The sequence below is a fragment of the Noviluteimonas lactosilytica genome (assembly GCF_020866925.1).
Lineage (GTDB): Bacteria > Pseudomonadota > Gammaproteobacteria > Xanthomonadales > Xanthomonadaceae > Noviluteimonas > Noviluteimonas lactosilytica.
Genome location: NZ_JAJGAK010000001.1, coordinates 1,169,760 through 1,183,704 on the forward strand (window position 1 = coordinate 1,169,760; position 13,945 = coordinate 1,183,704).

Annotated in this window: 10 protein-coding genes; 4 read left to right on the top strand and 6 right to left on the bottom strand. The window is 65.5% G+C overall.

Going from position 1 to position 13,945, the window contains the following annotated elements:
- The 3 genes from LK996_RS05705 to LK996_RS05715 all read left to right on the top strand — a co-directional run bounded on the left by LK996_RS05705 (nt 1) and on the right by LK996_RS05715 (nt 7,800).
- A complete protein-coding gene (locus tag LK996_RS05705; RefSeq protein ID WP_230526159.1) occupies nt 1-2,781 on the top strand; it encodes a valine--tRNA ligase in 2,781 nt (926 codons plus the stop codon).
- The gene (locus tag LK996_RS05710; protein WP_230526160.1) at nt 2,765-3,865 is read left to right on the top strand and encodes an acyltransferase family protein; all 1,101 of its coding nucleotides are present in this window, start codon (nt 2,765-2,767) and stop codon (nt 3,863-3,865) included. Before LK996_RS05705 ends, LK996_RS05710 begins: the two co-directional genes overlap by 17 nt.
- A gap of 65 nt (nt 3,866-3,930) precedes the next feature.
- Nucleotides 3,931-7,800, top strand: a complete 3,870-nt coding sequence (locus LK996_RS05715) for a patatin-like phospholipase family protein (protein WP_230526161.1) — start codon at nt 3,931-3,933, stop codon at nt 7,798-7,800.
- A gap of 9 nt (nt 7,801-7,809) precedes the next feature.
- On the opposite strand, the gene LK996_RS05720 is transcribed toward LK996_RS05715, so the two are convergent.
- The 6 genes from LK996_RS05720 to LK996_RS05745 form a co-directional block, all read right to left on the bottom strand.
- Complete coding sequence (locus LK996_RS05720) at nt 7,810-8,502, bottom strand: ABC-type transport auxiliary lipoprotein family protein (RefSeq protein ID WP_230526162.1); 693 nt, start codon at nt 8,500-8,502, stop codon at nt 7,810-7,812.
- Nucleotides 8,499-9,413 carry an MlaD family protein gene (locus LK996_RS05725; RefSeq protein WP_230526163.1) on the bottom strand — a complete coding sequence of 305 codons (915 nt, stop codon included), beginning with the start codon at nt 9,411-9,413 and terminating at the stop codon, nt 8,499-8,501. Before LK996_RS05725 ends, LK996_RS05720 begins: the two co-directional genes overlap by 4 nt.
- Nucleotides 9,414-9,423: 10 nt before the next feature.
- Entirely contained in the window at nt 9,424-10,215 is a 792-nt protein-coding gene (locus tag LK996_RS05730; protein WP_230526164.1) for an ABC transporter ATP-binding protein, read from the bottom strand.
- Nucleotide 10,216: 1 nt separating this feature from the next.
- Nucleotides 10,217-11,326: an MlaE family ABC transporter permease gene (locus tag LK996_RS05735; protein ID WP_230526165.1), complete on the bottom strand. Its 1,110-nt coding sequence runs from the start codon at nt 11,324-11,326 to the stop codon at nt 10,217-10,219.
- Nucleotides 11,327-11,397: 71 nt separating this feature from the next.
- On the bottom strand, nt 11,398-12,084 hold the full coding sequence (locus LK996_RS05740) for an RES family NAD+ phosphorylase (protein WP_230526166.1): 687 nt from the start codon (nt 12,082-12,084) through the stop codon (nt 11,398-11,400).
- 7 nt (nt 12,085-12,091) lie between these two features.
- Nucleotides 12,092-12,505, bottom strand: coding sequence for an MbcA/ParS/Xre antitoxin family protein (locus LK996_RS05745; RefSeq protein ID WP_230526167.1), 414 nt, complete (start codon nt 12,503-12,505; stop codon nt 12,092-12,094).
- 160 nt (nt 12,506-12,665) lie between these two features.
- Between LK996_RS05745 and LK996_RS05750 the strand changes: the two genes are divergently transcribed.
- The gene (locus tag LK996_RS05750; protein ID WP_230526851.1) at nt 12,666-13,925 is read left to right on the top strand and encodes a threonine/serine exporter family protein; all 1,260 of its coding nucleotides are present in this window, start codon (nt 12,666-12,668) and stop codon (nt 13,923-13,925) included.
- Nucleotides 13,926-13,945: the final 20 nt, after the last annotated feature.

Below are 13,945 nucleotides of genomic sequence, written 5' to 3' on the forward strand. Positions count from 1 at the left end.
ATGAGCGACGAAACCCCCATCCTCGCCCCCAGCTACGACCCCTCCGCTTTCGAATCGCGTCTGTACGCGGAGTGGGAGGACGGCGGCGTTTTCAAGCCGCGCGGTGAAGGCACGCCGTACGTCGTGCTGCTGCCGCCGCCGAACGTCACCGGCACGCTGCACATGGGCCACGCGTTCCAGCACACGCTGCAGGATGCGTTGATCCGCTACCACCGCATGCACGGTTTCGACGCGCTGTGGCAGATGGGCACCGACCACGCGGGCATCGCGACGGAAATGGTGGTCGCGCGCAATCTCGCACGCGAAGGACTGACGCGCGACGGCCTCGGCCGCGCGGGCTTCATCGACAAGGTGTGGGAGTGGCGCGAACAGAGCGGCCACACCATCGAACGCCAAATGCGACGCCTCGGTGCGTCGGGCGACTGGTCGCGCAGCATGTTCACGATGGATCCGATGGCCGCCGACGCGGTGATCGAATCGTTCGTCCGCCTGCACGAAGACGGCCTGGTCTATCGCGGCAAGCGCCTGGTCAACTGGGATCCGGTGCTGAAGACCGCGATCTCCGACCTCGAAGTCGTCAACGAGGAAGAAGACGGCCACCTGTGGTCGATCTCCTATCCACTCGCCGACGGCAGCGGCACGCTCGTCGTCGCGACCACGCGCCCGGAAACCATGCTCGGCGACACCGCCGTGATGGTGCATCCGGAAGACGATCGTTACGCGCACCTCATCGGCAAGGCGGTGAAGCTGCCGCTGACCGATCGCGAGATTCCGATCATCGCGGACGCGTACGTGGACCGCGAATTCGGCACGGGCGTGGTGAAGGTCACCCCCGCACACGATTTCAACGATTACCTCGTCGGCCAGCGCCACGCGTTGCCGCTGATCAACATTTTCACGCCGGACGCGGTCACCAACGAGCACGTGCCGGAGAAGTACCGCGACCTCGATCGCTACGTCGCGCGCAAGGCCGTGCTCGCCGATCTCGAAGCGCAGGAGCTGCTGGTCGAGACGAAGCCGCACAAGCTGCAGGTGCCGCGCGGCGATCGCACGGGCCAGGTGATCGAGCCGTATCTCACGGACCAGTGGTTCGTGAAGATGGACGGCCTCGCGAAGCGCGGCATGGAGCTCGTTGAGAAGGGCGACGTGCAGTTCGTTCCGCCGAATTGGATCAACACCTATCGCCACTGGATGGAGAACATCCAGGATTGGTGCATCAGCCGCCAGCTGTGGTGGGGCCATCGCATTCCCGCGTGGTACGACGCCGCGAGCGGCACCTGCTACGTCGGCCGCAGCGAAGACGAAGTGCGCGCGAAGCACGCGCTCGGCAGCGACGTCGCGCTCACGCAGGACAACGACGTGCTGGAGACCTGGTTCTCCTCGCAGTTGTGGCCGATCAGCACGATGGGCTGGCCGGACGAAGCGAAGATGGCGCAGCTCGGTTACGACCGTTACGTGCCATCGTCGGTGCTCGTCACCGGCTTCGACATCATCTTCTTCTGGGTCGCACGCATGATCATGGCGACCGACCACTTCACCGGGCGCGTGCCGTTCCGCGACGTCTACATCACGGGCCTGGTCCGCGACAAGGACGGCCAGAAGATGTCGAAGTCGAAGGGCAACATCCTCGACCCGCTCGACATCATCGACGGCATCGCGATCGACTCGCTGGTCGCCAAGCGCACCACCGGCCTGATGCAGCCGAAGATGGCCGAGAAGATCGAGAAGGCCACGCGCAAGGAATTCCCCGACGGCATCGCCGCGCACGGCGCGGATCCGCTGCGCTTCACGATGGCCGCGCTCGCGGGACCGGGCCGCGACATCAAGTTCGACCTCGGCCGCGCCGAGGGCTACAAGAATTTCTGCAACAAGTTGTGGAACGCCACGCGCTTCGTGTTGATGAACACCGAGGGCAAGACGTTCAGCGGCAAGCCTGCGCCCGTCACCGACGCCGAAAAGTGGATCCTCGCGCGCCTCGAGGAAACGACGGTGCAGGCCGCCGAGCACTTCGCGTCGTACCGCTTCGACCTGTTGTCGCAGGCGTTGTACGAGTTCGCCTGGAACGAGTTCTGCGATTGGTTCGTCGAACTCGCCAAGCCCGCATTGAACGGCAGCGACGCCGCCGCCGCGGACAGCACGCGCCACACGCTGCTGCACGTGCTCGAATCGTTGCTGCGCCTGCTGCATCCGCTCGTGCCGTTCGTGACGGAGCAGCTGTGGCGTTCGGTGGCGCCGCGGTTGTCGATCGACGCGTCGACGATCTCGCTGCAGGCGTATCCGGAGGCCGGCGACAACACCGGCGACTTCGCGCAGGCCGAAGGCGACATCGAATGGCTGAAGGCGATGGTGAGCGCATTGCGCCGCATCCGCAGCGAACTCGGCGTGTCGCCCGCGAAGCAGATCGCGTTGCTCGTGCAGGGCGGCGGCGAGATCGAGTGCAAGCGCATGGGTCGCTTCGACTCGCAGCTGCGCTTCCTCAACCGCATCGAACGCATCGACGTGCTCAACGGTGAACCGCCGGCGGCCGCCGGTGCCCTCGTGGGCGAGATGAAGTTGTTCGTCCCGCTCGAGGGGCTCGTCGACCTCGGCGCCGAACGCGCGCGGCTGGACAAGGAACTCAAGCGCGTCGAAGGTGAGCTGGCCAAGTCGACGAACAAACTCGCCAGTGACACCTTCGTGCAAAACGCCCCCGCAGCCGTCGTCGAGCAGGAACGACAGCGACTCACCGACTGGACCGCACAACGCGATGCGCTCGCCGCGCAACGTGCCCGCCTGGGCTGACGCACTGCGGTCGAACACGCTGCAGTCGAACGCAATGCGGTTGTCCGATTACGCCACCGGGCGCGACAACAACTTCAACCTCGTCCGGTTCCTGGCGGCGTTCGCGGTGCTGTGGAGCCACAGCTACGCGTTGTCGATCGAATGGGAGCCGTGGATCGACTTCCTCCGCTACACGCCGGCCGGCGTCGCGGTGGATGTGTTCTTCGTCACCAGCGGTTTCCTGGTGACGGCGAGCCTGCTGCGACTCGGCGACGTCAGACAGTTCCTTCGCGCGCGCGCCTTGCGCATCTTCCCTGCGCTGATCGTGATGTCGTGCCTGCTCACCTTCGTGCTCGGGCCGTGGTTCACGACGCTGCCGCTCGGCGAGTACTTCACCGAGAGCGAGACGTGGAAGTTCCTCGTCAAGAACGCCACGGTGCTGGCCGGACTGAAGTTCCGACTGGAAGGCATGTTCCCGGACAACCCGATCGACCGCGTGGTCAACGGGTCGCTGTGGACGCTGAAGTTCGAGTTGTACTGCTACATCACGCTGGTGCTCGCGTGGTGGCTTGCGGCGAAGGTCTCGAAGTCCGACGCGTTCAAGCTGTTCACCCGCGTCGTGGTCATCGGCACCGCGCTGATGCTCGCCGGATTCTGGTGGGCGCACGAAACGGGCAACCCCACCTGGGGCGACTTCCGCCTGTTCTTCATGTTCTTCTGCGGCGCGGCGTTCTGGATCTTCCGCGCGCGCATCCCGATGCACCCCGCACTGTTCGCCGCGATGGCGTTCGTGCTGCTCGCCGGCGTGGCGATGCCGACGTATTTCTTCTGGGTGTATCCGCCGACCATCGCGTACATCGTGCTGTGGCTGGCGTACGTGCCCGGCGGATGGATCCGCAGGTTCAACAGCGTCGGCGACTACTCCTACGGCTTGTACATCTACGCCTTCCCGGTGCAGCAGGCGCTGATCGCATCGTTCCCCACGCAGGGTCCGCTGTTCGTTTTCGCTTGGGCCTCGGCGATCACGTTGCCGCTCGCGATGTTGTCGTGGCATCTGGTCGAAAAGCCGATGCTTGCGCGCAAGACGGCCAAGCAGACCGCGTGAATTCCGGGGTCTTGGTGAACGTCGCTCACCAAATTCCATGATGATGCGTTGGATTCGCGTGCGTGATGGCCGCGAATCCGAACGCATTCGCGTTGGCCCTCGTGTTCCTGTGCTGCGAGGTTGCCATGAACGATACGGCGCACACCAAGAGCTCAGCGCAGTACAGCCCAGTTGGGCTCGATATCTCGATCGATGCGGAAGGATCGACCGACCCCAACGATGAGCTTCGCGCGCGCGAACTGGAATGCATCCTCGGCAAGCAATCTGGCGACTCGTCGAAAGTCCGAGCGTGGGGCCTCGCGCTTTCCGGAGGCGGCATCCGCAGCGCGACGTTTGCACTGGGCGTACTGCAGGCCCTGGCGAACCAACGTTGGCTTGGAGGATTCCACTACCTTTCGACCGTCTCCGGTGGCGGCTACATCGGCGCGTTCCTGCAGGGCCTGCTCAAGCATCATGGCTTGGAACACACGATCGACGAGCTCGATCCCGCGCGCAACGGTCCCCGCGACAGCAAACGTTGCAACGACAAGCCGCGAGGCCAGACGATCCGCGAGCTGCGCGCGTACAGCAATTACCTGACGCCGAACAAGGGACGCCTGTCGGCGGATCGCGTCACGCTGATCACCACGTTCATCGGCAACATGCTGTTGACGCAGCTGCAACTCGTGGGTTGGTTTCTCCTTGCGCTGGCGATCCCCTACGCAACCTTCCTGGCAGCATCGCAACTGACGCCCAGTTACGGGACGCTGGCCCTGGCAAGCATCTGCGCGTCCGTTGCCATGGCGATTCGCGGCCTGGACCAGATGGCCGCCGACGCAGCTGCGGAGAACTCGCAGGTGCATCGGTCGACCGCATCGGCGCAGTACGCACCGCCATTGCTCCTGACGCTTGGAATCTTTCTCGTTGCCTGTCTTGCATTTCCAAGCAGGCCCGGATCACTGACGACGGTTCCGATTTCCCTCTTCGACCCCATCGTTGCTTCCCTCGTTGCTCCAGCAATCGCTCCCACGGGCATCCCGATCGGGGTCGTTGCCATTGCCGCCGCTTTCATCGCAGCGCAGCTGACTTGGGTATTGCTTTGGCTGTTCCGCAAGAAGCGCAAGCATGGCCGTGGGCGAAAGCTGACGCTTCACGTTGTGATTGCAGCCTTGTGCGCTGTGTTGGCAGCTGCCGGGTTGTGGGCCATCCAGTGGAACTACGGGTCGTTCGTCCGGTGGCCTAAAGAATGGGGCGTGCTGGTGTTTGGGGCGCCGATCGTGTTCCTTGTCTTCTTCTGCGCCAGCTTGTTGTACGTGGGATTGACGCTCACTCGAGAGGAAGATCGCGTTCCTCGCGAACGGTGGGCAAGGTTGCTGGGGCGAATCGGACTGTTCGTCCTCTTCACCATTTCGCTTCCTGCCGTAGTGATTGCCTACGGCCCCCCGCTTCTCAACATCGACCAGGACTCGCCGTGGATCACGCAGATCGCGGCCGTCGCACCCGTTGTGTGGGGTGCGCTGGGCGCCTACGCGGCCTATTTCGACAGAGTCGCCGCGCCGGGGCGCGTGACCTGGCGAACCCACGCCAAGAATCTCGTGATCGGCCTGGCACCCGTGGCCATGGTCGCCGGCGCTCTCGTGCTGAGCGTCAAGCTGGGGGAGGTGTTGATGCTCGGCCTCAACTCGCGCGGATACGACGAGCTTCAGGACTTGACTGACAAACTGTTGCCGGCGATGTGGCCGCAGATCGCCGGAAAGTTTCTTCTCATCGCTGTCGTGTTGTCGGTCATGCGCGTCCTGATCGACGACAACGAGTTCAGCATGAACGGCTTCTATCGAAATCGACTCGTCCGTTGCTACCTCGCCCCCTCGCGCAATCAGCGCAGGCCGGATCCGGATATCGGTGTCGATACGGAAGACGACATCTGGCTGAAGGACCTCGCAAGCATCCACGGTGGGCCCGGCGAGCCGAACGCGACCGATCGGCCGCTGTATCCCCTGGTGTGTTCGGCCGCCAACCTGATGTCGACGCGCGACCTGGACTGGCAGGATCGTCGTGCTGCGTCTTTCATCTTCTCGCCGCGACATTGCGGACACGTTCCGCTGCCTGGAAGAAAAGGTGCATTGGGTGATCGCTGGCCTTCCCCCGACAAGCGCGAGGGAGACAAGGCTTCCGAGGAAGAGCAGCAAATGCTCGGCGCGTTCGCGGACGGCCCGCAGCCCCTGACGCAGACGGTAACGCTCGGCACCGCGATTTCCATTTCAGGCGCGGCCGTCAGCCCTCAAATGGGTTATCACAGCTCGCCCGCGGTAGCGTTCCTGTTGACGTTGTTCAATGCGCGCCTTGGCTGGTGGGTTGCGAACCGCAATGGAAACACCGGGTTCCTTGCCCAGATGCGGCGCATCCTGGTCAACAAGGTGCTCTATGAGCTTTTCAGCAGGAGCGCGGCCGACGCTCCGCACACGTACGTCTCGGACGGCGGACACTTCGAGAACCTCGGGATCTATGAACTGGTTCGACGCCGGTGTCGATTCATCCTTGCGGTCGATGCATCCGCCGACCCCGACCGCGACTTTGAAAGCCTGGGGAACGCAATCCACAAGTGCCGCGTCGACCTTGGCGCCAGCATCGATATCGATGTCTCGCTCATGCGCCCGGACAAGCGTGGTTACTCGCGCCGGTTCGCGACGCTCGGCAAGATCAAGTATGCGAACGACGAAACCGGCTTGATCGTCTATCTAAAACCTTCGTTGCTGGGGAACGAAACGGCGGATATCGCGCACTACGCCGCAGCGCATCCGAGTTTCCCGCACGAGTCGACCTCGGATCAATTCTTCGACGAACACCAGTTCGAGGCGTATCGCCAATTGGGCTACATCGCGGGCAGGCGCCTTTGCGGACTGACGCGCATGGAACAGCCGGGCGACCTGCCCATTCGCGCCGAAAATCGCGGACTCAGCGAACTGAACCTCCACCATGACGGGATAAAGGAAGAATTGCTGGTCGAACTCGAGCATCGATTGTTCGAGCCGTCGGATGCCATCGCGTTGCGATTCTCGAAGCACAGCGCCGCACTGTCGCGTTTGCTGGAACGCCAGCGTCGCACGAGCGAGCTCAAATGCATGGATGCCTCCCTGTATCGCGGCTGGGCGCATGCCGTCGGAGGCGATGTGTCGTCTCCGAACGCGCTCCCCCGGAAAACCGAGGAGTTCCGGGCGTGTTTCTATTTCGCGCAGGAAGTCATCCAGCTCATCGAATCCGTGTACGTCGACCTCGATCTCGAACGCAACTTCAACCACCCCGACAATCACGGCTGGATCAACTATTTCCGGCAGTGGGCGTCCGTGCCGATGCTGCGTCTCGCGTGGGCATTGGGATCGCAGTCGGTCGGCCGGCGCTTTGCGCGCTTCTGCGAGAAGTCGCTCGGCATGCCTCGCATGAGCGAATCGCTCAAGATGACGTGGGATAGGGCGATCGACGAGAAGCGCCTGAGGGAACTGGCGGACGGCCTGCATTCTGCGGGCAAGATCAGTCGGATCGAGCAGGAAGTCATGCTCTCGGACCCGGTGAAGGAACGCGTCATGCGTGGAATTCCACTGCAGGTCGGATTGTTGAACTTCGCCTGGGCGAAGATCTTCGAGGGTCCGCTTCCGAACCTGCGCAACCTGGATTCGTTGAATGTCGGAATGCTGCTTGCGATTCCCAGCGGCCGCGCGGGGAATTCCCCGGACACGGTCATCGTCAGCAGGATCCAGGATCACATGCGCCGGCTGGGGCTGGGTACGGAAATGCTCGCGATTGCCGCACGCAAACTGAAGAAACTGGAAACCGCGACCATTACGCCGGGCAACTACGGAGAATCGATTGGACCGGTTGATGTCAAGGCCGCACGACGTCAGCAACGCAAGCTGCAGGCAATGCTGGATCGTGCCTGCTCTCTGCGAAACCAATGTTAGGCGACGTCATCAACGCTTCGTGGCATTTGCGCGCGCCGGCACGGGCGGCGGATTCGCCTTTTCATACCTCTCCCCTTCCACCAGCGTCCAGCCCACCAGTTCCTGCACGATGTTCGTCATCGCGGTGCCAAACGCGCGCGTGACCTCGCCCACCGCGGTGCCGCTGGCGGGCACGCGCTGGCGCAGCGTGCGCGTGGCGACGACGACGTTGGTGCGGTTGGCGACGAGCTTGGCGACGATCTCGACGTCGGCCTGCGGCGTGGCGCCGCCGGCGTAGTCGGATTCGAAGCGGCGGATGTCGAGCAGGAGTTCGTAGTCGCCGGCGATGCCGGTGCCACGCCGGCCGACGCCGCCGATGCGGCCGCTGTCCTCGAACGCCGCGAGCACCGCGTCCTGCACGAGGTCGGGCGCGGGTTCCGCCCACACGGCGCCGTGGTAGACCTGCAGTTCGCCCTCCGACGGACGCACGACGATGCGCGGCGAGTCGAGCAGTTCCGACGCGTGCGGCCGCGGCAACTGCAATTGCCATTGCACCGTCGGCCACGACGGGTCGGGCTGCACCTGCGCTTGCGGTGCATACAACGACAGCGGTTCCTTCTTCGGCACGATGCTGCATGCCGGCAACGACAGCATGCTCAACGCGAGCAGCAGCATCGACAGCGCCGGGGCTGCGATCGATCGAACGGGCGTCGTCCTGCTCATTCGGGCACGAACTCCTTGGGTTGCTGGCGGCCGAGCACGTAGCCCGCCGGATTGGCGTCGAGGCGGCTCGCGACGCGGCGCAGGTCGCGCACCAGGCCGCGCAGTTCGGTGAGCGCGGGGCCGAGTTGCTGCACGCCGTTGGCGAGCGGCGCGCGGTTCTCGGCGAGCATGCCGTTGGCGTTCTGCGACACTGACTCGAGTTGCGCGAGCGTGCGATCGAGCTTGTCGACCAGCGCCGGCAGGTGTTGCACGACCTCGCGATCGAGGCGTTCGACCGTGGTGTTGGTGGTGGCGAGCGTCAGCTTGAGTTGCTCGCTCGCCTCGCGCGCATTGACGATCAGCGTGCCGACATCCTCGCGCTGCGCGGCGACGGCGCCGGTAAGCTGCTCGATGTTCTCCAGCGAATCGGAAATGCGCCGCACGTTCTCTTCGCTCAGCACGCGGTCGAGGCGCTGCACGAGGCGGTTGGCGGTGTCGGCGATGTTCTGCAGCGCGGAGGGCTCGGTGGCGATGGTCGGCACCTGGTCGCTGTCGTTCGACGCCAGCAGCGGCGCGTTCGGGCTGCCGCCGCTGAGCTGGATGAAGGTCGGGCCGGTGAGGCCGTCCTGCGAAATCTTCGCGTGCGTGTCGGTCTTGATCGGCGTCATCGTGTTGATGCGCACCTGCGCGATCACCTTGCGCGGATCGTTGGGCGCCAGGCGCAGGTGGTCGATCGTGCCGACGTTGATGCCGTTGTAGCGCACGCTGCCGCCTTCGAAGAGGCCGGTCACCGCTTCGTTGAAGACGATGCGGTAGGTGTTCCATTCGCGCTCCGACGACCAGTTGGCCGCCCACAGCGCGAACAGCAGGCCGAAGATGCTGACCGCCAGTGTGAACGCGCCGATCAGGACGTAGTTGGCCTTGGTTTCCATGTCGCCTCCTTCAAGCCATTGTGCCAGCGCCGGCCTCGCGGGCGGCGCGGCCACGCGGGCCGTGGAAATATGCCTGCACCCAGGGGTGGTCGAATCGCTCGACGTCCTCGATCGGCGCGTTGACCAGCACGCGCTTGTCGGCGAGGACGGCGACGCGGTCGCAGATCGTGTAGAGCGTGTCGAGGTCGTGGGTGATCAGGAACACCGTCAGGCCCAGCGCGCGCTGCAGGGTCAGGATGAGTTCGTCGAAGGCCGCGGCGCCGATGGGATCGAGCCCCGCGGTGGGTTCGTCGAGGAACAGCAATGGCGGATCGAGCGCGAGCGCGCGCGCCAGGCCTGCGCGCTTGCGCATGCCGCCGGAAAGTTGCGACGGCAATTTGTTCACCGCATCGGCGGGCAAGCCGGCGAGCTTCACCTTCAGCAAGGCGAGTTCGTAGCGCAGCGTGTCCGGCAGTTCGGGGTGTTGCTCCTTCAGCGGCACCTGCACGTTTTCGCCGACGCTGAGCGAGGAGAACAGCGCGCCGTCCTGGAACAGCACGCCGGTGTTGCGTTCGATCTGGTTGCGGTCGTCCTCGTCCTCGCTGCGCGCGTCGACGCCCATGACTTCGATGCGGCCCGCGTCGGGTCGGCGCAGGCCCAGGATCGAACGCATCAGCACGGATTTGCCGGTGCCGGAGCCGCCGACGACGCCCAGGATTTCGCCGCGCCGCACTTCGAGGTCGAGGTTCTCGTGCACGACCTGTTCGCCGAAGCGATTGTCGAGGCCCCGGATGCGGATGACCATGTCGTTCGTGTCGGCCATGTCAGATGTCCATCTGCATGTACCAGAGCGCCATGATCGCGTCGATCACGATCACCAGCGAGATCGTCTGCACGACGCTCGACGTCGTGCGCTCGCCCACCGACTGCGCGGTGCCTTCGACCTGCAGGCCTTCGAGACAGCCGATCAACGCGATCACCGCGGCGAACAACGGCGCCTTCGACAGGCCGACGAGGAAGTGGCGGACTTCGATCGTTTCCTCCAGGCGCGACAGCCAGGCCTGCGGTGCGATGTCGAGGCTGAAGGCGCCGACCGACAGGCCGCCGAGCAGGCCGGCGATCATCGCGATGAAGGTGAGCAGCGGCAACATCACCAGCAGCGCGATCACGCGCGGCAGGACGAGCAGGTCGATCGGATCCATGCCGAGCGTGCGGATCGCGTCGACTTCCTCGCGGCTCTGCATCGCACCGATCTGCGCGGTGAACGCGCTCGCGGTGCGACCGGCGAGGATGATCGCGGTGAGCAGCACGGCGAATTCGCGCAGGAACGCGACGCTCACCAGTTCGACGACGTAGATCTCCGCGCCGAAGTCGCGGAGGATGTTCGCGCCGAGGAACGCGATCACCGCGCCGACGAGGTAGGAGAGCAGGAACACGAGCGGCACGGCGTCGAGGCCCACCTGCTCCATGTGGTAGACCGTCGAGGTCAGGCGGAAGCGGCGCGGCTGCGCGAGCATGCGCCCGAACTTCATCAGGTTCTCGCCGAGGAAACCGATGAGCGCGAGGATTTCCTTGTAGTTGTCGTGCACCGCGAAGCCGAGGCGGGCCAGCGCGGCGCTGACGCCGTATTCGCGCTTCTTCGGTGGACGGTCGTCCGCAACGTCCTCGATCGCGGCGACGAGCGATTGCTGGTCTTCGCGGAAGTGGAAACTGTCGAGGTCGAGCCCGCGACGCCGCGCGAAGCGCAACAGCAGGAGCACGCCCGCGGAGTCGAGGCTTTCGATCTCGCTCGCATCGACGGCGTCGACGCCGTCCGGTGCGATGCGGAGTTGTTCGGCCATGGCGCCGGCATGCACGAGCGTCCAGTTGCCCTGCAGTTGCAGGCGCATGGATCCGTCGGTGGCCAGGCTGGGTGGGCGGCTTGCGTCGCGCATGGGTGTCCCCTCTGCGGCGGAGGATACTTAAGTCCGCGTCATGGCGGGCGTTGACGCGGTCGGCGCAGCGTTCAAAGCAGGCGGGCATCCGACTTGCGATACCAGGCCGCGATGCGCGCGCCGTCCCAGCACAGCGTCACATGTTCGGCCTGCTGCGCGGGCGGCACGGCGGCCTTCGGCGTGAACAGGGCAACGCATTGTCCTCCCCGGCGGCGCACGCTGTCGTGGACGATGCCCGGCTCGGCGGCATCGCGCTGCGCGCGTGCGAAGGCCTGCGATGCGGCGTATCGCTGCGGGTCGAGGACATCGGGCTGCGCGCGCTTGCCGCGCAGGTCCACCAGGCGGGCGCGGACGGCGACGCGATAACAGCGCAGGTCGACCTCGATCGCCGGCTCCGCGGTGCGCGCGAGGAAACGCGCGCGGTGGTGACCGACTTCGGCGACCGCGGTCTCGAGGTCGTTCGCGGCGTAGTAAACGCCCCACGTGCCATCGGAGAAGCGCGAGCCCTCGGGGTTGAGGTGCGTGAACGCGGACATGATCGGCGTCGTGCCGGGCCCGCTGATGCGCTGGTCCTGCGGCACGATCGACAGCGCGCCCGCTTCCTGGCGCAGCCGCGGATTGCCGAGCGCCTCGATCGCGAACACGACATCGAGGTCCGCCGGATCGGCCACCGCGTCGAACAGACCCACCGCCGGGTAGCGGCTCGCGACGAGCCGGCACGAGGTGTCCCACGCCAACTGGACGCGCGTCACCCGCATGCGTGCGTCAGGACCATCCGCCGCGTTGCGCGTCGAGGTACTGGCGCACGACGTACAGGTCCGACACCTGGCCGGCGAGCATGCGATCTAGCGCCGTCTTGCCGCCGAACAACGGCGCGGCGTTGTCGCGATGGAGCCAGGCGTGCGCGCGTTCGGGAATGGGCAGCAGCACCTGCAGCGCCGCGTAGATGCCGAACAGGTGCGACAGGCGCTCGAGCGTCGCGTTGTCGAGGCCGCGCTTCACGCGCCCGTGCTTCCATTCGTAGAAGGTGCTGCGACCGCAGCCGAGCAGCTGGCGTTGTTGCTCGTTGCCGAGATCCCACGCATCGGCGATGCGGAAGAAGGTACGCAGCGCAGCGGCGGCGGCCTCGGGGGTGGCGAGGTCCGGTGCGTGGTCGAGCTTGGCAAGGGGCTGGGCCATGGCGACCTCCGGGAGGGAGATGTCGCCGTTGTAATCCATTGGTGGACGAATTGCAATGTTACGTCCGTTTGTGGAGCCGTACTCGACATGCGCGTCGGCAACCCGGATGTCGTCGTCTCCATGCGATGCTGTGGTCATGTCCGCACCTCCTTCCGTGTCGATGCCGCCTCGCGCGCAACACCTCGAAGTCGCCGATGCCGGCTATGCCGAACGCATCGCCTTCGTGCTCGAAGTCGCCGAGCACCTGCATGCGTACGGCACGACCGCGCAGCGACTCGAAGGCGCCGTGGTGGCCGTCGCGCAACGGCTCGGACTCGACTGCGAAGCGTGGTCGAATCCCACGGGGATGATCCTGTCGTTCAACGACCCGCGTCGACCCGCAGGTGTCTCGGATACGACGCGAGTCATCCGTTTGGCGCCGGGGGACACGGATCTTTTCAAGCTCTGCGAGGCCGATCGGATCGCGGAAGACGTCATGGCGGGTCGCGTCGGCATCGCGGAAGGACATGCGCAACTTCGCGCACTCGGTCGCCCTGCGAGCAGGCGCGAACGCGCGATGCAGGTGATCGGTTTCGGCATGGCGTCCGCCGCCGTCGCCGGCCTGCTGCGCCTGCCCTGGCTGGACATCGCGACGGCGGGATTGATCGGCGTGTTGATCGGCCTGCTGGAACTCGCATCGCAGGGACGCCCGCGCCTGCAGGAAGCGGGCGACGCGATCTCCGGCGTGGTCGCGGGCTTCGTCGCGATCGCGGTGGCCAGCCTCGTCGGCCCGCTCAACCTCAACACGGTGACCATCGCGTCGCTGATCGTGTTGCTGCCCGGCATGGCGCTCACCAACGCGGTGAACGAACTCACCAGCCGGCATCTCGTGTCGGGCACCGCGCGTTTCGCCGGCGCGCTGACGACCGTGCTGAAGCTCACCATCGGCACGGTGATCGCGTTCAAGGTGGCGGAACTGGCGGGACTGCAACCCCACATCCGTGCGTCGCGGCCGCAACCGGACTGGGTGGAAGGCGTCGCCGTGTTCACGGGCGCGCTGGCGTTCGCGGTGCTGTTCCGCGCGGCGAAGCGCGACTGGTGGATCGTGATGCTCGCGGCGGCGTCGGGCTATCTCATCGCGCGCTTCGGCGGGCAGATGTTCGGCAGCCCCGCCGGCGTGTTCCTCGCCGCGCTCGCGACTTCCGCCGCCGGCAATGCGTATGCGCGCCTCGCGCAGCGCCCGGGCGCGCTGGTGCGCGTGCCGGGCATCATCATGCTCGTGCCGGGCAGCGTCGCGCTGCGCGGCGTGATCAATCTCGTGCAACAACAGAACGTCGATGCGGGCGGCGATGCCGCGCTCGCGGTGCTCAACACGCTGATGGCGCTGGTCGCGGGGTTGCTGTTCGGCAACCTGCTGGTCAGCGCGCGCCGCAACCTCTGACGCGCACCGTCCCAGCGAAG

Excerpts from the sequence above, each read along its gene's own strand:
- LK996_RS05705 (WP_230526159.1), top strand. The coding sequence starts at position 1 with ATGAGCGACGAAACCCCCATCCTCGCCCCCAGCTACGACCCCTCCGCT.
- LK996_RS05715 (WP_230526161.1), top strand. The coding sequence starts at position 3,931 with ATGGCCGCGAATCCGAACGCATTCGCGTTGGCCCTCGTGTTCCTGTGC.
- LK996_RS05720 (WP_230526162.1), bottom strand. The coding sequence starts at position 8,502 with ATGAGCAGGACGACGCCCGTTCGATCGATCGCAGCCCCGGCGCTGTCG.
- LK996_RS05725 (WP_230526163.1), bottom strand. The coding sequence starts at position 9,413 with ATGGAAACCAAGGCCAACTACGTCCTGATCGGCGCGTTCACACTGGCG.
- LK996_RS05730 (WP_230526164.1), bottom strand. The coding sequence starts at position 10,215 with ATGGCCGACACGAACGACATGGTCATCCGCATCCGGGGCCTCGACAAT.
- LK996_RS05735 (WP_230526165.1), bottom strand. The coding sequence starts at position 11,326 with ATGCGCGACGCAAGCCGCCCACCCAGCCTGGCCACCGACGGATCCATG.
- LK996_RS05740 (WP_230526166.1), bottom strand. The coding sequence starts at position 12,084 with ATGCGGGTGACGCGCGTCCAGTTGGCGTGGGACACCTCGTGCCGGCTC.
- LK996_RS05745 (WP_230526167.1), bottom strand. The coding sequence starts at position 12,505 with ATGGCCCAGCCCCTTGCCAAGCTCGACCACGCACCGGACCTCGCCACC.
- LK996_RS05750 (WP_230526851.1), top strand. The coding sequence starts at position 12,666 with ATGCCGCCTCGCGCGCAACACCTCGAAGTCGCCGATGCCGGCTATGCC.